Raw genomic sequence first — 18,209 nt, forward strand, 5'->3', positions numbered from 1 at the left:
CAGGCACTCGAACCCGAAGAACTCCAGGGCCCTGGCGTCGAAAAGCAGGTGGACGTCGGGCGGGAAGTCCTCGTCCGCCTCGTTGAAGACGAGTTTCACCAGGAGTTTCGGGAACACGGGGAACCGCCACGCGTGCTGGCCCGCACCGGGAGCCTTTTCCTCGACGCCTCCCACTTTCCGGGCGACAGCGGCGAACGAAGCGTAATCATTCCCGAACCTCGCAAGCAGCGCTACCTTCAAACGCCGCAGTTCGTGGGTTGCCCGGCCGACGTTGAAGCCGCCCAGGAGGCGGAAGGGCACGAACTCCCCGGCGGGTTCCCCCGTCCCAGGGGAGAACAGGTAGCCCAGCACGGCCAGTCCTTCCTTGGGGCCAACCGGGCCGCCGTCCACGCGTTGGACGCCGCCTCGGTCCACGAGGTAGGGCGTGCCCAGCGAATCGATGACCACCTTTCCGTCGGCCCTCGGCTTGAGCCCCTTCCTTGCGGCCAACCGCTCGAGGTCGGCGTGCTTGAGCCGCTCCAGCAGGTCGAGAAAGATCCTCTCGTGGCCTACGGCGGTCACGTCCGTGACACGGCCCGGGCGGCGGAGCGCCGCCGGGCCAACGACAACCTGCACCCCGACCTCCAGGACCCGGTCCAGCGGTTCCTGAACGCCATGGAGCCCGGGACCTACGTGCGGCCCCACCGCCACGCCGACCCGCCCCGGTGTGAGCTCTTCCTGGCCCTTACGGGCCGGGCCGCGGGGCTGGGGTTCGACGAAGGGGGAACGGTCGTCTGGCGGGAGGAACTCTCGTCCCATGGGCCGGTGCGGGGTGTGGAGATCGAGCCCGGCGCCTGGCACGCGGTGGCGGCCCTGGAGCCCGGCACGGTGCTCTTCGAGTGCAAGCCGGGCCCCTACCGGCCGGTTTCGGACAAGGACTTCGCCCCCTGGGCCCCGGCCGAGGGGGAGCCTGGGGCGGCCGCCCTGGAGCGGTGGTACCGAACCGCGGGGCCGGGGGGGCGCCGGGAGGGGTAGCCCCCGGGCGGCTCAGCGCCGTCCGAGTTTCCGTAGCACCCGGTCGAGGTCGCGGGCCATGGCCTCCTCGAGGCCCACGGTGAAGCCCCGGTACACGGCCTCCACCGTGCCGTCGGGGGAGAGGAGGAAGCTCGCCGGGGTGAAGGTGACCCCGAAGGCGTTGGACAGGGTGAACTCCGGGTCCCAGGTGAACGGGAAGGGCAGGTCGTAGTCCCGGATGTAGCCCTCGAAGTCCCGGGCCTTCATGTCCACGAACACCCCGAGCACGGCGAAGGCCCCCTCCGTCTCGGCGTGGAGTTTTTTTACCGCGAGCATCTCCCGCAGGCACGACCGGCACGCCGTCTGCAAGAACACCACGAGCACGGGCCGGTCTGACGCCAGGTCTTCGAGCGCCTGGACCTCCCCGTCCGGAACCCGGGCGAACCGAAACCGGGGCGCAGCGTCTCCGGGTTTGAGGAGGTTCTCCGTGCCCATGCCGGCGAGAGCGGAGCCGGCCCATAGGACCGCGACGAGCGAGAGGGCGAGGACGGGAGGGCGGGAAATCGGTGAGGGATGCATGGCAGGCCCCCTTGCGGACGCGGTTATCTGTAGCAAAGCGTGTCGTTTTCGCAAGGGGCTGGAGGAAAGGGAGGCGAGAGAAACGCATGGGATACCGAGATCTGAGGGAGTTCCTGGATGACCTGGGAGACGACCTCCTGAGGGTCAACGATCCGTTCGAGCCGCGGTACGAGATGGCGGCGTTTCTGCGGGAGGCGCAACGGGAGGGACGAGCGGTGCTGTTCGAGGTGGTGCCGGGGTACCCCGGGGCGCGGGTGGCCGGGAATCTCCTGGCGAGCCGCCGCCTCCTGGCCAAGGCGTTGGGGACAACCGAGGAGAGGCTGGGCGAAACCTACCTGCGTGCCAAGTCCAACCCCGTGCACCCCGTGCCCGCCGAGGCCGAGGTTCCGGTGAAGGAGGTGGTGCACGAGCACCCGGACGACCTGTTGGGGCTTCTTCCGATCCTCACCCACCATGAAAAGGACGCCGCCCCATACATCACCTGCGGCCTCGTGCTGGCGCGCGACCCGGAGACCGGGCAGCGGGCCATGGGCGTCCACCGGTTGATGGTGCAAGGAGGTAACCGGCTGGGGATCCTGCTCGCCACACCGCCGATGACCGTGTTCCTCGAGCGGGCCGAGGCCCAAGGCCGGCCGCTCGATATCGCGGTCGCGCTGGGGATGGATCCCGCCACCTTGCTGGCCTCGGTGGTGAAGGTGGGGCCCACGGGGCCCGACAAGCTGGAGGTCGCCGGGGCGTTCCGGGGACACCCCTTGGAAATGGTGGAGGCCGAGACGGTGGCCCTCGCCGTGCCGGCCCGGGCCGAGATCGTCCTGGAGGGGCGTGTGCTCCCGGGCGTCCGCGCCCCCGAAGGCCCCTTCGGCGAGAACACCGGCTACTACTTCAAGAACCTCAGTCCCGTGGTCGAGGTTTCGGCCGTCACCCATCGTAGGGACTTCATCTACCCTGCCCTGTGTCCCTGGACGGCCGAGGTGGACAACCTTCTCTCCCTGGCCGCCGGTACCGAACTCTTGGGACAGCTCCGTTCCCAGGTACACGGGGTCGTGGACCTCGAGATGGCTCCGGGCACCTGTGGGTTTTCTGCGGTGGTCTCGGTGGCGAATGGCTCGGCCAAGGAGGTTCGGCGCCTCATCCATCTGGCTTTGGCCCTGGACCGGCGACTCAAGATGGTGACGGTGGTGGATGACGACGTGGACATCCGCGACCCGAGGGAAGTTGCCTGGGCCCTGGCCACCCGGTACCGCCCGGAGCGCGATACGGTGGTGTTGGAGGGGTTGGGAGGATACGTGATCGATCCTTCCTCGGCGGGGAGCGACGACGCGGCCAAAATCGGGTTCGACGCCACCAAGGGCGCCGGGGGAGACTTCACGAAGGTTTCCATGCCGGACGCGGCGGTGGCCAAGGCCCGGAAATGGCTGGGTCGGGAGTGAGGGAGCGATCCCGAACGCCATGATCGCGGCCCGCGGCCGAGGCTCACGGGCGAGTGGGCAACGCCCGTAGCAAAGCGCCGACCGTTCCCGCGCCCCGAGTCAGCCTGAACCTACAACTCCGCGCTGCTCTAATGGGATGATGCAATCGCGCGGTGGAAGGTTTGCCGTGATTCGAGTAGCGTGATAGGAGCGCGAGCGGAGGAGGGGACGCAGCAAAGTTGAAAAGTTTCGGTAGCCTTGGCCCCCGCCGGGGCAGGTGGGCGACGGGAGGGGTGGCAATGCCGAGGGCGGCGCGGCTGGGCGTGTTCGGGGTGGTCCACCATAGGGTGGTACCAGGGTGCCGGGCCACTTCGGGGGACAGAGGCTACGGCCGTCCCCGCGTGCCTCCGGTCCTTCCTGCCGCCGCTTATCCCTCCCGGGCCACCTCGATGAGTTTCGAAACGAAGTAATCCGGCAGAAAGCCCAGGCACTCGAACCCGAAGAACTCCAGGGCCCTGGCGTCGAAAAGCAGGTGGATATCGGGCGGGAAGTCCTCGTCCGCCTCGTTGAAAACGAGTTTCACCAGGAGTTTCGGGAACACGGGGAACTGCCACGCGTGCTGGCCCGCACCGGGAGCCTCTTCCTCGATGCCTCCCACTTTCCGGGCGACAGCGGCGAACGAGGCGTAATCATTCCCGAACCTCGCAAGCAGCGCCACCTTCAAACGCCGAAGTTCGTGGGTTGCCCGGCCGAGGTTGAAGCCGCCCAGGAGGCGGAAGGGAACGAACTCCCCGGCGGGTTCCCCCGTCCCGGGGGAGAACAGGTAGCCCAGCACGGCCAGTCCCTCCTTGGGGCGGACCGGGCCGCCGTCCAGGCGTTGGACGCCGCCTCGGTCCACGAGGTAGGACGCACCCAGCGACTCGATGAGCACCTTCCCGTCCGGCCTCGGCTTGAGCCCCTTCCTTGCGGCCAACCGCTCGAGGTCGGCGTGCTTGAGCCGCTCCAGCAGATCGAGGAAGATCCTCTCGTGGCCTACGGCTTCCATCGCATCCCTCCCCTCAACGGGCCGAAGGGGATCCAAGGCCCGGCATCCCACCGCGCCGTTCTCGGCGTGCGCCCACGCCCAGTGAGCAATGGCACGTACCAAAGAGTGCAGCGAAGCGCAACGCCACCGAGCAGGAGCCGGGGCGTTCTTGACTGTGAGGAAAGGGACAAGTCTGAGGGGCATTGGGGATGGTGCGGGACCGCCCGAGGGGGCGACGCGCCAGGAGGGCGGCGGGCAGGGGACACGGTCACGCCGGGACGAAGGCCGCGCCTGCGTTCCGGATGGGGGCCGGCTTCGCGCGGGGACAGCGCCCGCGATCGGATGGGGCCGGGGTGGTTCAGCCGGTTCCCGCCGCCCGGGAGGGCGCCTCGGCGTTTGCCCGCGCGATGAGGTCGGCGGTTTCGTCGGCCGGGGCCGGCCGGCCGAACCAGTACCCCTGGGCGTAATCGCATCCCAGGTCCCGGAGAAACCGGGCCTGCTCCTCGGTCTCGATGCCCTCGGCCACCACCTCGAGCCCCAGTTCGTGCCCCAGGGCCAGGATCGCCCGCACGATGGCGGAGTCCTCGGCCTGCCCGGGCAGGTCGTGCACGAACGACCGGTCGATTTTGAGGGCGTTCAGGTGAAACCGCCGGAGGTAGGCCAGCGAGGAGTACCCGGTCCCGAAATCGTCCACCGAGATCCGAAACCCCAGGTCCCGCAACCGACCCAGGAGGCGGGCGGCCCGCTCGGGGTTTCCCATCACCCCGCTTTCGGTGATCTCGAGTTCGATGGGGTTGGCCTCGGGCCGGATGCCGACCCGCGCCAGGATCTCGGCCGCCCGGTCCGGGAGATCGTCGTGGAGGAGTTGGCGGGGCGAGAGGTTCACGGAGACCTTTGCGTCCGGCCCAAGGCGTTTGGCCCACTCCCGGGCCGTGCGGCAGGCCTCCTCGAGCACCCACTCTCCCACGGGCACGATCAGTCCGGTTTCCTCCAGGAGCGGCACGAACTTGGCCGGGGAGACGAGCCCCAGGTCCGGGTGGCTCCACCGCAACAGGGCCTCGGCGCCCACGAACCGTCCCGTTCGAAGCTCCACCTGGGGCTGGAAAAAGAGCCGGTACTCCCGGCGCTCCAGGGCGCCGCGCAGGGCGTTTTCGAGCATCACCCGCTCGAACACCCGGGCGTTCATCTCCTCGGAATAGTACTCGTAGCGGTTTCCCCCGCCCTCCTTGGCGTGGTGCATGGCCAGGTCGGCCCGCTTGAGGAGTTCGTCGGCCGTCTCCGCGTCGTGGGGGAAGAGCCCCACGCCGAGGCTCGCGGTGAGATAGAGTTCCCGGCCCTCGGCCGCAAGCGGATGGGCGATCCGGGCCAGGATCCGGCGGGCCACCCGGGCCGGAAGGTCGGGTTCGGTGTACCCCACGAGCGCCACCGCGAACTCGTCGCTCCCGAGCCGGCCCACGAGGTCCGAGCGCCGCAGGCAGGAGGTAATGCGGGCGGCCGTCTCCCGCAGCACGGCGTCGCCCGCCGAGTGGCTCAGGGCCTCGTTCACGGTCTTGAACCGGTCGAGGTCGAGCACCAGCAGGGCCACGGGCTTGTCGGCCATGCGGGCGGCCCGCAGGGCGTCGGCGAGTTGGAGCCCGAACTGCTCGCGGTTGGGAAGCCGGGTCAGGGGGTCGTGCCGCCGGGCGAACTCGAGGTCGCGGGCCCGGCGCCGGAGGGCCTGCTCGAGCTCGGCGTTGAGCTCCTGGAGCCGGGCGTTGGCCTCCTCGATCTCGGCCACGAGCCGCGCCCGTTCCCGCACGGCCCGGTACTGCTGCACCGCCTCGGCCACCGTGGCCCGGAGCCAGTCGTCGTCCCAAGGTTTGAGCACGAATTTGAAGACCGCCCCCTCGTTCACCGCGGCCACGGCCGCCTTGAGGTCGGCCGACCCGGTGAGCATGATCCGCACGGTGTCGGGCCGGAGTTGCCGGGCCCGCCGAAGGAGCGCCACCCCGTTTTCGCCCGGCATCCGGTAGTCGGAGAGAAGCACCGCCACCTCGCCCTCACGCAGCGCCTCCTCGGCCGCCCGGGCCGACGTGGCCGTGCGCACCTCGTGGCCGTCGCGGCGCAGGAGCCGCACCAGGGCGCGGGTCACGCGTTCGTCGTCGTCCACAACGAGGATGGTCGCGGGCTGCATGCGGGAGGCCTTTCGTCGAGCAGGATTCCAGGGGCACCGGGGACGTTGTTGTCCCTGAACCCTTTTCGGGAGGAGGGCGACCGAACTTGAAAGGGGCGCAGGGGGCGAGGGGAGGGGCGACGAGCCGGGAAGACGCTACGGCAGAAGCCACCACCGGAGCGCGGCGCCCACCGCCAGGGCCCAACTGAGGCTCAGCATGGTGCCGATCAGCACGTACTCGGCCACCCGCTGATCCTTGGCCTCCCGGATCTCTCCGAACCGCAGAATGCCCTTGGCCGCGAGCACGAGCCCGATGGCGGCCGGGGTGCCGAGCAGCACGAAGCTCACCGTGAGAAACCGCTCCAGGTAGCCTATGACGCGGCCCCCTTGGGGGAGGCCCCGGGCCCGGAACTGCTCGATTTCCGGCGCGGAGCCGGGCGGGACGACGCGTCCGAGGACGCGGGCCACGAACCGGTCGCCGCCCCAAAGGGCGGCGGCGTAGCCCGCCGCCAGGGCGAGGAGGTCAGTCGCCCCCACGGCCGTCGTCCGGAAGGTGGGAAGCGGTCAGGAACCGGGCGAGCCGCCCCCGGGCCTCCAGGTACGGGCCCGCGTGGGCCGCCTTGAGGCGAAGGTGAAGGCTCGGCTGGGAGATGCCGAGCCGGCGGGCCGCCTGGACCTGGGTGCCGACCTCGCGCACGGCCTCCAGGGCCCGGGCCTGCTTCTCGGTCCACCGGGCTTCGACCGCGGCCAGGGCCAGAAAGCAGGCGTTGGCCGCGTCGTCGAGGGGGGGATTCCCCGAGGAGATCCAGGTGAGACCGTCCCCATGGCGCTTGGCCTCGGCCAACGCCTCCCGGGACCGCAGGAAGCACTCCCCCTGCATGCCGCCCGTGCGATCCTCGATGGGCCCCTCGACGGGGCCGACCCCGAGGCCGCAGTGAAGGCGCAGGGGGAACAGGAGCAGCCGGAGGTCGAGCTCGGCCTCGAGGGCCGCCTCGGCGTCGACGAAGAGGGCCTGGACCTCGTCGCCCACGGTCACCGAGAAAGGCACGGCGAGCCCCTGGGCCCGCCGGGCGTTCACGCGCTCGGCGGCTTGCCGGAGGCGTTGGGCACTGCCCGGGTGGGCGCGGGAGGACACCACGTCGGCCGTGAGGCACAGGAACGAGGGGGAGGAGGGCGCCATTTATGTAGTCTAGCCCATATTATTTGAAGTTATTTGCCAAAAAGCCTATCGAAATCCCGGGCCGCCGGCACCGCACCCCGGATCACCGACGGCCCCGGCCCGGCCGGCGGCCCTTCGGCCGCCGGGGTCGGTCGGATCGGGGGGCGCGGGGCACCTTGGGCACGGGCTCGAACCAGTCGTCCTCCGGCCAGGCCACAGGGACCTTGTGGCCGATGTAGTCCTCGATGGCGTCTAGCCCGAACACGTAGTCCTCGCAGGCGAGGCTCACGGCCTTGCCCGAGGCCCCGGCCCGGGCCGTGCGGCCGATCCGGTGGACGTAGTCCTCGGCCTCCAGGGGAAGGTCGTAGTTGAAGACGTGGCTGATGCCCTCCACGTGGAGCCCCCGGCTCGCCACGTCGGTGGCCACGAGCACCCGGACATCCCCGGCCATGAACCGCTTCAGGATCTTGAGCCGCTGGGGCTGGCTCACGTCGCCGCTCAGGACGGCCGCCGGGTACCCGGCGGCGTCGAGCACCGGCTTTAGCCGCCCGGCGGCCCGTTTGGTGTTGACGAACACCAGCGCTTTGGTCCAGTCTTCGCGCTTCAAGAGCCCGAGGAGGAGCGAGAGTTTCTCCGCGGACGACACGTGGTAGAGCACCTGCTCCACCCGTTCGGCCACCACCTTGTCGGGGGTGATCTCCACCAGTTCCGGCACGTTCATGTACTCGTACGAGAGTTCCATGACCCGGTCGGAGATGGTGGCCGAGAACAGGAGGCTCTGGCGCCGGTCGTAGCGGGACATGCGGCGCAGGAGGAACCGGATGTCGCCGATGAACCCCATGTCGAACATCCGGTCGGCCTCGTCGATCACGGCGAGCTCCACGTCCCGCAGGTGGTAGACCTTCTGTTTGAGGTAGTCGATCAGCCGGCCCGGGGTGCCGATCAGCACGTCCACGCCCCCCGCGATGGCCTCGCGCTGTTTCTGGTAATCTACTCCGCCGTAGGCGGCGACCACCCGGAAGGGGAGGTGCCGGCCGATGGCCGCGGCGTCCTGGGCCACCTGCACGGCGAGTTCCCGGGTGGGGGTGAGCACCAGGGCCCTTGGACAGACGCCCCGGGTCTCCCGGCGGGGGGTGCGGAGCATGTGGTTGAAAATCGTGATCAAGAACACAGCGGTTTTCCCGGAACCGGTCTGGGCCTGCACGGCCACGTCGCGGCCCTCGAGGCAGAGGGGGAGGCTCCGGGCCTGGACCGGGGTGAGGTGGGTGAACCCGCAGTCGGCGATGCCCTGCTGGAGTTCGGGCGGCAGGTCAAACTCGGTGAACCGTTTGTCGGTGAGGTGCATGGAACTCCTTTCGAAACGCCCCCGGGCGGTTCCCCGGGGGACGGGTGAGAAACACGCCACTATAGGCGGCGAGCCTGGGCGGGTCAAACCGGAGCCGCGGGGTCGCCTGGTCGGGGGGCTGCGGTGAACACCCGGCCCCAGTTGCGGCGGATCCTCTCGCTTTTGGCCGGCATCGTGGCGTGCGGCACGGTGGGGTATCGGTGGCTCGAGGGCTGGGGGTGGGAGGACAGCCTCTACATGGTGCTGATCACGCTGTCCACCATCGGGTACGGCGAGGTGCGGCCCCTGAGCCCCGAGGGGCGGCTGTTTACGATGTTCCTCATCGTGGCCGGGGTGGGGCTCATGACCTACTCGGTGGGAACCCTGGGCCGGATGGTGGTGGAGGGGGAGGTCCAGGCCCTGCTCGGGAGGAGACGCAGGATGTCCAAGATCCGAAGGCTCCGCGACCACTACGTGATCTGCGGGTTCGGCCGCATCGGCCGGCTCGTGGCCCAGGAGTTCGAGCGAAAACCGATCCCCTTCGTGGTGGTGGAGCGCGACGAGTCCCAGGTGGTGAAGATCCCCGAGCACTATCCCGTGGTCGTGGGCGACGCCACCGAGGAGGACGTGCTCCTCCAGGCCGGGATCGAGCGGGCCAGAGGGCTGGTGACGGCGCTCCACTCCGACGCCGACAACCTGTTCGTGACGTTGACCGCCCGGGGCTTGAACCCCAACCTCTTCATCCTGGCCCGGTACGAGGAGGAGCGCAGCAAATCGAAACTCCTCCAGGCCGGGGCCGACCGGGTGGTGTCGCCCTACCTGATCGGCGGCACCCGCATGGCCATGGCCGTGCTGCGGCCGAATGTGATCGACTTCATCGAGCTCGCCACCGCCTCCGAGAGCCTGGGGCTCCAGATGGAGGAGGTGCTCCTGGCCGAGGGATCGCCGCTGGCCGGGGTGCCCCTGGCCGAGAGCCCGATCCGTTCGGAGCTCGACATCATGGTGGTGGCGATCAAGCGACGGAGCGGCCACATGGAGTTCAACCCCTCGGCCCGCACCCGCCCGGAGGCGGGCGACCGGCTGATCGTGATCGGGGAGCGCGAACAACTGCAAAGGCTCGACGCCCTGGCCCGGGGCGGCCCGGAGGCCGGCCCATGACCGTGGCGGTGCTCCAGGTGATCGCGGGATCGTTCCTGCTGTACCTGGGGGCCACCCTCCTCATCCGGGGGGCCTCGAGCCTGGCCCGGGGCCTGGGGGTCGCCCCGGCCGTGGTGGGCCTCACCGTGGTGGCGTTCGGCACGAGCCTGCCCGAGTTCGTGGTCACCGTGACCGCGGCCTTCAAGGGTAACGCCGACATCGCCCTCGGGAACGTGGTGGGCTCGAACATCGCGAACATCGGGCTCATCCTGGGGCTTTGCACGGTGATCCGGGCGATGACCGTGGAGTTCACCATGATCCGGCGGGAGGTGCCCCTCGGGCTCGGGGCCGTGGTGCTGGTGGTGCTCCTGAGCCTCGACGGGACCCTGGGCCGGGGTGACGGTGTGGCGCTGCTCGCCGGGTTCGCCGGGTTCCTCTACTGGAGCGTGGGCGTGGAGCGCCGGGCCCCCGGCGAGGTCCAGGAGCGCTACGAGGCGTCCTCGCCTTCGCTGCTCCAGAGGGGCACCGACGCCCTGTGCGTCGTGGGGGGGCTCGCGGGTGTCGTCGTCGGCGGGAATCTGCTGGTGGGGGGCGGGGTGACCGCGGCTCGGCTCCTGGGGGTTCCCCCGGTGATCGTGGGGCTTACCATGGTGGCCGTGGGCACGAGCCTGCCGGAGATGGCCACCTCGCTCGTGGCCGTGGCCAAGGGCGAAGACGACCTGAGCGTCGGAAACGTGCTCGGGTCGAACCTGTTCAACCTGCTCGGGGTCCTGGGGGTGGCTGCCGTTCTGGACCCCATCGCGGTGGACCGGTCGTTTTTCGTGCTACAGTACCCGGTGCTCGCCGGGTTCACCCTGGCGCTCCTGCCCATCTGCCGGACCGGTTCCGTGGTGTCGCGGGCCGAGGGCGCCCTGCTCCTGGCCGGCTACGGCCTCTACGTGACCTGGCTCTACCTGGGCGGCGGGGTGTAGCGCCGCCGCCCGTCGAACCCCATCGGGAGGACTCCCCATGCCCCACGACGACCGCCGGGACGAGACGGCGCCGTCCCATTTCATCAAGGACATCATCCGGGCCGACCTGGCCGAGGGCCGGTTCCGGGAGGTGGTCACCCGGTTTCCGCCGGAGCCCAACGGCTACCTCCACATCGGCCACGCCAAGAGCATCTGCCTCAACTTCGGGCTGGCCGAGGAGTTCGGCGGCCGGTGCCACCTGCGCCTCGACGACACGAACCCGGAGACCGAGAGCATGGAGTACGTCCGGGCCATCCAGGAGGACGTGCGGTGGCTCGGGTTCGACTGGGGCGAGCACCTCTACTTCGCCTCGGACTACTTCGAGAAGCTCTACGAGTGGGCCAAGGATCTGATCCGCAAGGGGCTCGCCTACGTGGACGACCTCTCGGCAGAGGAGATCCGCGAGTACCGGGGCACCCTCACCGAGCCGGGCCGGGAGAGCCCCTACCGGAACCGGTCGGTGGAGGAGAACCTGGATCTGTTCGAGCGGATGCGGGCCGGGGAGTTCCCCGACGGGTCCCGGGTGCTCCGGGCCAAGATCGACATGGCCTCGGGCAACCTGAACCTGCGCGATCCCGTGATGTACCGGATCAAGCGGGCGACCCACTACCGCACGGGCGACGCCTGGTGCATCTACCCCACCTACGACTGGGCCCACGGCCAGTCCGACTCCATCGAGGGCATCACCCACTCCATCTGCACCCTGGAGTTCGAGGACCACCGGCCGCTCTACGACTGGTTCCTCGAGGCCCTGGGCGTGCACCACCCGCGCCAGATCGAGTTCGCCCGGCTGCGGCTTACCTACACGGTGATGAGCAAGCGAAAGCTCACCCAACTCGTGGAAGGCGGCCACGTGGCCGGCTGGGACGACCCCCGCATGCCCACCATCGCAGGGCTCCGCCGCCGGGGGTACACGCCCGAGAGCATCCGGGATTTCTGCGGCCGCATCGGCGTGGCCAAGAAGGACAGCGTGGTGGACGTGGCGCTCCTGGAGCACTGCCTGCGCGAGGACCTGAACCGGCGGGCCGAGCGGCGCATGGCCGTGCTCCGGCCGCTCCGGGTGGTGATCGAGAACTACCCCGAGGGGCAGGTGGAGGAGCTCGAGGCCGTGAACAACCCGGAGGACCCCTCGGCCGGCACCCGGAAGGTGCCGTTTTCCCGGGTGCTCTACATCGAACGGGACGATTTCATGGAGGACCCGCCCAAGAAGTTCTTCCGGTTGGCCCCGGGCCGGGAGGTGCGGCTCCGGTACGCCTACTTCATCCGGTGCACCGACGTGGTGAAGGACGCCGAGGGCAACGTGGTGGAACTGCGGTGCACCTACGACCCGGCCACGCGGGGCGGCGACGCCCCCGACGGCCGCAAGGTGAAGGCCACGCTCCACTGGGTGTCGGCCGACCACGCGGTGGAGGCCGAGGTCCGGCTCTACGACCGGCTCTTCACCGAGCCCAACCCCGACGGGCTCAAGGAGGATTTCCGCACCTACCTCAACCCCCACTCCCTCGAGGTGCTCACCGGGTGCAAGCTCGAGCCGAGCCTGGCCGGGGTGGAGCCCGGCGAGCGTTACCAGTTCGAGCGGTTGGGCTATTTCGCCGTGGACCCCGACACCCGGCCGGGCCGGCCCGTGTTCAACCGGGCCGTGACCCTCAGGGACACCTGGGCCAAGGTGCGGGCAAGGGGGGGCTGATACCAAGTTGCGTTCAAACAGACACCCGTCCCGGGGGCCCGGCGAGGGGCCTGGTTCCGGCCGTGCGTGAGTGCGGCATCCGGCTTACGCTGCATCCGGCACTCAGCCCGGCGGCTCCATGAACGGCGGAAACGCGGCCGTTGGCGAGCCTTTGATGGGCTCATGGCGAGGGAGGCATCGGCTGAGTGCCGGATGCAGCGACTGTAGGAGCCACGCCCGGCGCTCCACCAGACCCCTTGCCGGGCCGAATCAGGAAACGGTAGCTTTGAACGCAATTTAGTGTGACCCGCGCCCGCACCCTTGCCGCCGGCCCCGGCCCGACCCACATTTCCGGCCGTCCGATCCGCCCTGGGGCTTCGGGCCGGTCGGCCGGCCGGGCCCCGAACCGGCAGCAGGAGGGTGCGGCCATGCGCGTCGGGTTCGTCTCCACCTACCCGCCGATCGAGTGCGGGATCGCCACCTACACCCAGTACCTCACGGAGGCGCTCCGGGAGGCCCAGGTGGACACCTATATCGTGGGCCACCTGGGGGGCGCCGGGCCCCGGGTGTTCCCGGTGTTCGACTACGAGGACGAGAACCTGGCCGAGCGGGCGTTTTCGGCCATGATGCGGCTCACCCCCGATGTGGTGCACGTGCAGCACGAGTTCGGGCTGTTCGGCCGGCATTACGGGGTGAACGCCGTGCCGCTCTTGATCAAGTTCCGGCTGATCGGGGTGCCGGTGGTGGTGACCCTCCACACCGTGTACGCCCGGATCGAGCCGGCCCACCGGATCCTCCTGGAGAACCTCCTCACCAACGCCGATGCGGCGATCGTGCACGAGCCCTACCAACGGGAGGCCCTGCACCAGGCCTTCGGCGGCCGGTTCGACGCGAAACTCCACGTGATCCCCCACGGGGCCCGGATCGTGGACCCCGACCCACAGGCCCGCCGGCGGCTCGGGCTGCCGGACGGGCGGCCCATTCTCCTCATGATCGGGTATTTCCGGCCGAGCAAGCGGTTCGAGCGCATCGTGGACCTCTTCCCCCGGGTGGTGGAGAGGGTTCCCGAGGCGCTTCTGGTCGTGGCGGGAAAGATCCGCGGCAAGGAGTTCATCGAGTACCGGGAGATGCTCTTCGAGCGGATTCGCACCTCGCCGGTCCGCGACCGGATCGTGCTGATCCGGGGCCAGTTGGCCCAGGACACCTTCGACCGCATCCTCTCGGCCGCCGACGTGGTGGCCCTGCCCTACGAGATCAACGCCCAGAGCGGCATCCTGGCCCACTGCCTCGCCTTCGGCCGGCCGGTGGTGGCGAGCGCCACCGAGTCGATGCGCCGGGCCCTGGACGACTCGGGAGGAGGGGTGACCTGCTCCACCGACGACGAGTTCGTGGAGGCGATCGCCGGGTTGCTGCGCGACCCGGCGCGCCGGCGGGAATGCGGCGAGGCGGCTCGCCGGTACGTGCGGGAGCGGATCGGCTGGCCGAAGGTGGCGCAGGAACATCTGGCCCTGTACCGGCGGCTCACCGGGTACGAGGCCATCGAGCCCAACGTGCTGGTGGTGGACTGACCGGAGCGCCGCCCGGCCCGGCTCATTCCGTCGGCGCCCGGCGGCCGCCGATCGTACCGACGCGGAGGTCTGGCATGAGGCATTTGTGTCCCTTCGAGCGGTACAGGAAAAACCCCGTCATCCACCGGGACGACATCCCGTACGCCTGCAACACGGTGTTCAACGCGGCGGCCTGCAAGCACGGCGACGACTACATCCTGGTGCTCCGGGTCGAGGACCTCAGGGGCCACAGCCACCTGACCCTGGCCCGGTCGGAGGACGGGTACCGGTTCCGGGTGGACCCCCGGCCCTGGGTGGAGCCCTCGGACGACCCGGAGTTCGGGCCCTACGAGGAGTACGGCCTGGAGGACCCTCGGATCACCCCGATCGGCGACGCCTACTACATCACCTACACGGCGTTCAGCCGCCACGGCCCACGGGTAGGTCTGGCCCGGACCCGGGATTTCGTGGAGTTCGAGCGGATCGCCCTGGTGACCGAGGTGCCCAACAAGGACGCCGTCCTGTTTCCCACGACCTTCTCCGGCCGGTATGCCATGCTCGACCGGCCCGGGGGATACCACGGGGTGCCCGGCTCCATCTGGATCCAGTACTCCCCGGACCTGCGCCACTGGGGCGACGCCCGGGTGGTGCTGGCGCCCGAGCCCGGGTGGTCGGGCTCGAAGCTCGGGGCGAGCACGCCCCCGATCCGGACCGACCGGGGCTGGCTCGTGCTCTACCACGGGGTGCGGGGCACGGGGGCCGGTACCCTCTACCGGGTCGGCGCGATGCTCCTCGACGCCGACCGGCCCGAGCGGGTCCTGGGGTACGCGCCCCACTTCATCTTCGGGCCCGAGGAGCCCTACGAGCGCACCGGCGACGTGCCCAACGTGGTGTTCCCCTGCGGCATCGTCCCCGAGCCGGACGGCACCCTGAAGATGTACTACGGCGCGGCGGACACCTGCATCGGGCTGGCCGAGGCGCGTCTCGATGACATCCTCCGGGCCATCGACCAGGGCTGCGGCGGATCCGGCTGAGGTCCCGGGCGGGGGGGCGCGAGGGGGAACGGGAGAACCGGCCGCGCCGGGCCGCTCTCCACGAAACGGCCCGGCGTTCCGCTGGAACGGCCGGGCCGCTAAGGAACCGGCGGGGCCCCGGGCCCCGGGCGATCGCGTCGGGGATGCGCCGGTTCCGGATCGCAAAGGGGGAGCACGGGGCTCCCCTAATGGGTGGCGCTTTGCTCGAGCACCTGTTCGACCTTCCGGCCGAGTTCCTCCGAGGCGTCCACCACCACGGTCCGGTCGGCCACCCGGGTCACGTACCGGGGGGCGCTCAGGGCCTCGCGCTCATAGAGTTGCTGGAGGGTTTCCACCAGCGACCCCAGCCGGTCGGGCGGGATGTGGTGCTCCTCCGCGAACTGGCGGAGGTTCTTGACTTCGTTTCCCTCGACCCAGGCCGCGCCGAAGCGCTTCTGGGGTTTCCCGATGAACACGAAGGTCCCGTGGGGGCAGGGCACCACCTCCAGGGGATCCCGGACCCGCCTGGCCAGGTCCTCGAGGGCGGGTTTCACCTCGTCGAGACGCCGCGCGACCGGGTTTGCGGCGTCGAGTTCCGGAAGCTCCTCCCGGCCGCCGAACAGTCGGTTGAAAAATCCCATGGCCCACTCCTTTCCGCCCGGGGCCGTACATCGGTGAGCGTACCAGGAGTTCCCGGAAAGGGAACCCCCGGCAGGCCAAAAACCCGTTGCGGCCCGGGGAGGTTTCGTGTAGGGTCTGTGGGGTGAATGAATATTCATGTTTGTGCCCTGGATGGACCGAACTCCCTCCCTTCGGAACCGAGGAACTCCCATGCCAAAAGACGTATACGAGCGATTGGCCCGGCATCTCGACCGGCTTCCCGGCGGGTACCCCCGCACCGAGTCCGGGGTCGAGATCCGGATTCTGAAGAGGCTCTTCACCCCCGAGGAGGCCGAGCTCGCCCTGTGCCTCACCGTGATTCCCGAGGAGGCGCGGGTGATCGCCCGGCGGGCCAAGCTCCCGGTCGAGGAGGCCGAGCGCCGGCTGGAGAGCATGGTCCAGCGGGGCCTCGTGTTCTCGATGGCCCGGCCGGGAAAGCCCACCCTCTACATGGCGGCGCAGTTCGTGATCGGGATCTGGGAGTACCACGTGAACGATCTCGACCCCGAGCTCGTGCGGGACGTGAACGAGTACCTGCCCCACGTGTTTGACCCGGAACTTTGGAAGAAGAGCCCGCAGCTTCGCACGGTGCCGGTGGGCAAGGCCGTGGAGGTGGAGAACGCGGTCATGGCCCACGAGAGGGCCGAGGAACTGGTGCGCCAGCAGAAGAAGATCCTGGTGGCCCCGTGCATCTGCCGCCGGGAGCACGAGATCGCGGGCAAGGGCTGCGGGAAGCTCGAGGAGGCCTGCCTCATCTTCGGAACGGCCGCCGATTACTACGAGCGCCGCGGGGTGGGCCGGGTGATCGACGTCGAGGAGGCCCTGGGGATCCTGGCCCGGGCCGAGGAGGAGGGGCTGGTGCTCCAGCCCTCCAACGCCCAGAAGGCCGTGAACATCTGCTGCTGCTGCGGGTGCTGCTGCCAGGTGCTCAAGAACATCGCCCGCCACCCCCGGCCGGCCGAGATCGTGTCGAGCGCCTTCGTGGTCCGGCTGGACGAGGAGGCCTGCGTGGGGTGCGGGAAATGCGTGAAGCGTTGCCAGACGGGGGCCTTCACCCTCGAGGACAAGAAGGTCCGACTGGCCGCCGAGCGGTGCATCGGGTGCGGGCTGTGCGTGACCCGCTGCCCCACCGGGGCCCTCACCCTGGAGCGCAAGCCCGAAACCCCCGAGGTGCCCCGGTCGTACCAGGAAACGCTGCTCAACCTGGGCCGGGCCCGGGGGGCCCTGACCCCGACCCGGCTCGCCCTCACGGCCCTTCGCTCCAAGCTCGACCGGTTGCTGGCGGCGAGGGGGTAGGGCGGGGGGAGGGGGAATCGGAGAGGGGGAATGGGGAATGGTTCCGGGGGGGGCCCGTTCCCCACCCGCCTCCGGCAATCCCTTTGAAGGGAAACGGCCGGCGAGCCAAAGGCCCGCCGGCCGTTCGCACTTCAAGATTTTGCAGACGCCCGGCCGGCGCTTAAGTGAGAGGATCCTTGCTCGCCGGGCTCCAGTCGATCAGCGGCCGGGCCGCCTCGATGTCGAAGAACACGGCGTACTTCACCCGGGCCGCGGCCCGGTCTCCGGCCGCCTTGCGGATCCGGTCCTTCACGGCCTCGAGGTTGGGGCCTTCCTTCTCCATGGCGCGCACCTTGAGGTAGATCCGGACCCCTTTTGTCTCCATGGGGTTCTCGGCCGGGAGCACGGTGAGGAACGCGGCCCGGCCCGTCTCCAGCAGGTTCTGGGCCGTGCGGGTCTCCCCCAGGCCCATCACCAGGGTGTAGTCGTCGGGCATGTAGGGCGAGCCGAACACCGCGGCGTTCGGTTCCCCGGCGCGGTTCGTGGTGGCCATCACCCCCACCCGTCGGGGGTCGTTCACGAGTTCGCGTACCTTGGCGGCGTCCATGACCTAGCTCCTTTCGGCCTTCTGGCGCTCGAGGGCCTCGAGCACTTTCTCGGGCGTCACCGGCATCTCGGTGAACCGTACCCCGATGGCGTCGTAGATGGCGTTCAAGATGGCCGGGATCACGGGCTGGATCGGCCCCTCCCCCGACTCCTTGGCCCCGAAGGGGCTGTCCGGGTCGTAGCTGTCCACGATGTGGGTCCGGATGGCCGGCAGATCCGCGGCCGTCGGGATCTTGTAGTCGTGGAGGTTGGGGTTGAGGAGCCGGCCGTCCTCGGCCACCTTGAGCTCTTCGAACAGGGCCTGGCCCATGCCCATCACGATGGATCCCTCCACCTGGCCCTCCACGCTCTGGGGGTTGATGGCCTGGCCGCAGTCCCCGGCCTCCCAGTAGTTCACCACCCGGATCTCGCCCGTCTCGCTGTCCACCTCCACCTCGGCCACCTGGGCCGTGAACCCGTAGGTGGGGCTGTGGCCGATGTTGGCGCCCTTGAACTTGCCGGTGCGCCGGGGCGGGGTGAACTCGCCCGAGGCCACCAGGGGGCCGTTGGCGTCGATGTAGCGCTCCACCGTCTCCCAGAACCCGATGCGCTTCTTGTCGGGCTCGAACACCGAGTAGATCTCCCCCTCGCCCACGGTGAGTTGCTCGGCCCGGCA

Annotated in this window: 18 protein-coding genes; 8 read left to right on the forward strand and 10 right to left on the reverse strand. The window is 69.8% G+C overall.

The window, feature by feature from the left end; genetic code table 11:
- Window positions 1-561 (reverse strand): DUF3786 domain-containing protein (locus tag ACY0I8_RS10165; RefSeq protein ID WP_461394660.1); only part of this gene is annotated, 561 nt, incomplete at its 3' end.
- On the opposite strand from ACY0I8_RS10165, the gene ACY0I8_RS10170 reads away from it, so the two are divergent.
- Complete coding sequence (locus ACY0I8_RS10170; protein ID WP_461394661.1) at window positions 544-1,014, forward strand: WbuC family cupin fold metalloprotein; 471 nt, start codon at window positions 544-546, stop codon at window positions 1,012-1,014. The two genes, ACY0I8_RS10165 and ACY0I8_RS10170, sit on opposite strands and share 18 nt — an antisense overlap.
- Before the next feature lie 12 nt (window positions 1,015-1,026).
- Here ACY0I8_RS10170 and ACY0I8_RS10175 read toward each other — a convergent pair whose 3' ends face one another.
- Window positions 1,027-1,572 carry a peroxiredoxin family protein gene (locus tag ACY0I8_RS10175; RefSeq protein WP_461394662.1) on the reverse strand — a complete coding sequence of 182 codons (546 nt, stop codon included), beginning with the start codon at window positions 1,570-1,572 and terminating at the stop codon, window positions 1,027-1,029.
- An 86-nt stretch (window positions 1,573-1,658) separates the two neighbouring features.
- Here ACY0I8_RS10175 and ACY0I8_RS10180 point away from each other — a divergent pair, with 86 nt between their 5' ends.
- Entirely contained in the window at window positions 1,659-3,002 is a 1,344-nt protein-coding gene (locus ACY0I8_RS10180) for a UbiD family decarboxylase (RefSeq protein WP_461394663.1), read from the forward strand.
- 406 nt (window positions 3,003-3,408) lie between these two features.
- Here ACY0I8_RS10180 and ACY0I8_RS10185 read toward each other — a convergent pair whose 3' ends face one another.
- From ACY0I8_RS10185 to ACY0I8_RS10205, 5 genes are all read right to left on the reverse strand, one after another.
- Entirely contained in the window at window positions 3,409-4,026 is a 618-nt protein-coding gene (locus ACY0I8_RS10185; protein ID WP_461394664.1) for a DUF3786 domain-containing protein, read from the reverse strand.
- Window positions 4,027-4,363: 337 nt separating this feature from the next.
- A complete protein-coding gene (locus ACY0I8_RS10190; protein WP_461394665.1) occupies window positions 4,364-6,178 on the reverse strand; it encodes a putative bifunctional diguanylate cyclase/phosphodiesterase in 1,815 nt (604 codons plus the stop codon).
- 135 nt (window positions 6,179-6,313) lie between these two features.
- Window positions 6,314-6,694: a hypothetical protein gene (locus ACY0I8_RS10195; RefSeq protein ID WP_461394666.1), complete on the reverse strand. Its 381-nt coding sequence runs from the start codon at window positions 6,692-6,694 to the stop codon at window positions 6,314-6,316.
- Window positions 6,681-7,337: a SatD family protein gene (locus ACY0I8_RS10200; RefSeq protein ID WP_461394667.1), complete on the reverse strand. Its 657-nt coding sequence runs from the start codon at window positions 7,335-7,337 to the stop codon at window positions 6,681-6,683. Before ACY0I8_RS10200 ends, ACY0I8_RS10195 begins: the two co-directional genes overlap by 14 nt.
- Window positions 7,338-7,419: 82 nt before the next feature.
- A complete protein-coding gene (locus ACY0I8_RS10205) occupies window positions 7,420-8,661 on the reverse strand; it encodes a DEAD/DEAH box helicase (protein ID WP_461394668.1) in 1,242 nt (413 codons plus the stop codon).
- Window positions 8,662-8,784: 123 nt separating this feature from the next.
- On the opposite strand from ACY0I8_RS10205, the gene ACY0I8_RS10210 reads away from it, so the two are divergent.
- The 5 genes from ACY0I8_RS10210 to ACY0I8_RS10230 all read left to right on the forward strand — a co-directional run bounded on the left by ACY0I8_RS10210 (window position 8,785) and on the right by ACY0I8_RS10230 (window position 15,034).
- The gene (locus ACY0I8_RS10210) at window positions 8,785-9,798 is read left to right on the forward strand and encodes a potassium channel family protein (RefSeq protein WP_461394669.1); all 1,014 of its coding nucleotides are present in this window, start codon (window positions 8,785-8,787) and stop codon (window positions 9,796-9,798) included.
- Window positions 9,795-10,748: a calcium/sodium antiporter gene (locus ACY0I8_RS10215; protein WP_461394670.1), complete on the forward strand. Its 954-nt coding sequence runs from the start codon at window positions 9,795-9,797 to the stop codon at window positions 10,746-10,748. Before ACY0I8_RS10210 ends, ACY0I8_RS10215 begins: the two co-directional genes overlap by 4 nt.
- A gap of 37 nt (window positions 10,749-10,785) precedes the next feature.
- Window positions 10,786-12,474 carry a glutamine--tRNA ligase/YqeY domain fusion protein gene (locus ACY0I8_RS10220; protein ID WP_461394671.1) on the forward strand — a complete coding sequence of 563 codons (1,689 nt, stop codon included), beginning with the start codon at window positions 10,786-10,788 and terminating at the stop codon, window positions 12,472-12,474.
- 407 nt (window positions 12,475-12,881) lie between these two features.
- Window positions 12,882-14,021: a glycosyltransferase gene (locus tag ACY0I8_RS10225; RefSeq protein WP_461394672.1), complete on the forward strand. Its 1,140-nt coding sequence runs from the start codon at window positions 12,882-12,884 to the stop codon at window positions 14,019-14,021.
- Window positions 14,022-14,095: 74 nt separating this feature from the next.
- Window positions 14,096-15,034 (forward strand): glycoside hydrolase family 130 protein, encoded by a 939-nt coding sequence (locus ACY0I8_RS10230; RefSeq protein ID WP_461394673.1) that lies wholly within the window; start codon window positions 14,096-14,098, stop codon window positions 15,032-15,034.
- A 185-nt stretch (window positions 15,035-15,219) separates the two neighbouring features.
- Here ACY0I8_RS10230 and ACY0I8_RS10235 read toward each other — a convergent pair whose 3' ends face one another.
- A complete protein-coding gene (locus ACY0I8_RS10235; protein ID WP_461394674.1) occupies window positions 15,220-15,654 on the reverse strand; it encodes a hypothetical protein in 435 nt (144 codons plus the stop codon).
- Window positions 15,655-15,844: 190 nt separating this feature from the next.
- Here ACY0I8_RS10235 and ACY0I8_RS10240 point away from each other — a divergent pair, with 190 nt between their 5' ends.
- Window positions 15,845-16,969 (forward strand): 4Fe-4S binding protein, encoded by a 1,125-nt coding sequence (locus ACY0I8_RS10240; protein ID WP_461394675.1) that lies wholly within the window; start codon window positions 15,845-15,847, stop codon window positions 16,967-16,969.
- A 160-nt stretch (window positions 16,970-17,129) separates the two neighbouring features.
- Here ACY0I8_RS10240 and ACY0I8_RS10245 read toward each other — a convergent pair whose 3' ends face one another.
- A complete protein-coding gene (locus ACY0I8_RS10245; RefSeq protein ID WP_461394676.1) occupies window positions 17,130-17,555 on the reverse strand; it encodes a pyridoxamine 5'-phosphate oxidase family protein in 426 nt (141 codons plus the stop codon).
- 3 nt (window positions 17,556-17,558) lie between these two features.
- On the reverse strand, window positions 17,559-18,209 hold a 651-nt coding region (locus ACY0I8_RS10250), incomplete at its 5' end, for a xanthine dehydrogenase family protein molybdopterin-binding subunit (RefSeq protein WP_461394677.1).

This window comes from Deferrisoma sp. (genome assembly GCF_054681715.1).

What these genes read in the sequence shown, in the direction of transcription:
- ACY0I8_RS10235 (WP_461394674.1), bottom strand. Translation starts at nt 15,654, where the DNA reads ATGGGATTTTTCAACCGACTGTTCGGCGGCCGGGAGGAGCTTCCGGAA.
- ACY0I8_RS10245 (WP_461394676.1), bottom strand. Translation starts at nt 17,555, where the DNA reads ATGGACGCCGCCAAGGTACGCGAACTCGTGAACGACCCCCGACGGGTG.
- ACY0I8_RS10225 (WP_461394672.1), top strand. Translation starts at nt 12,882, where the DNA reads ATGCGCGTCGGGTTCGTCTCCACCTACCCGCCGATCGAGTGCGGGATC.
- ACY0I8_RS10175 (WP_461394662.1), bottom strand. Translation starts at nt 1,572, where the DNA reads ATGCATCCCTCACCGATTTCCCGCCCTCCCGTCCTCGCCCTCTCGCTC.
- ACY0I8_RS10180 (WP_461394663.1), top strand. Translation starts at nt 1,659, where the DNA reads ATGGGATACCGAGATCTGAGGGAGTTCCTGGATGACCTGGGAGACGAC.
- ACY0I8_RS10200 (WP_461394667.1), bottom strand. Translation starts at nt 7,337, where the DNA reads ATGGCGCCCTCCTCCCCCTCGTTCCTGTGCCTCACGGCCGACGTGGTG.
- ACY0I8_RS10215 (WP_461394670.1), top strand. Translation starts at nt 9,795, where the DNA reads ATGACCGTGGCGGTGCTCCAGGTGATCGCGGGATCGTTCCTGCTGTAC.
- ACY0I8_RS10190 (WP_461394665.1), bottom strand. Translation starts at nt 6,178, where the DNA reads ATGCAGCCCGCGACCATCCTCGTTGTGGACGACGACGAACGCGTGACC.
- ACY0I8_RS10220 (WP_461394671.1), top strand. Translation starts at nt 10,786, where the DNA reads ATGCCCCACGACGACCGCCGGGACGAGACGGCGCCGTCCCATTTCATC.
- ACY0I8_RS10230 (WP_461394673.1), top strand. Translation starts at nt 14,096, where the DNA reads ATGAGGCATTTGTGTCCCTTCGAGCGGTACAGGAAAAACCCCGTCATC.
- ACY0I8_RS10205 (WP_461394668.1), bottom strand. Translation starts at nt 8,661, where the DNA reads ATGCACCTCACCGACAAACGGTTCACCGAGTTTGACCTGCCGCCCGAA.
- ACY0I8_RS10185 (WP_461394664.1), bottom strand. Translation starts at nt 4,026, where the DNA reads ATGGAAGCCGTAGGCCACGAGAGGATCTTCCTCGATCTGCTGGAGCGG.
- ACY0I8_RS10240 (WP_461394675.1), top strand. Translation starts at nt 15,845, where the DNA reads ATGCCAAAAGACGTATACGAGCGATTGGCCCGGCATCTCGACCGGCTT.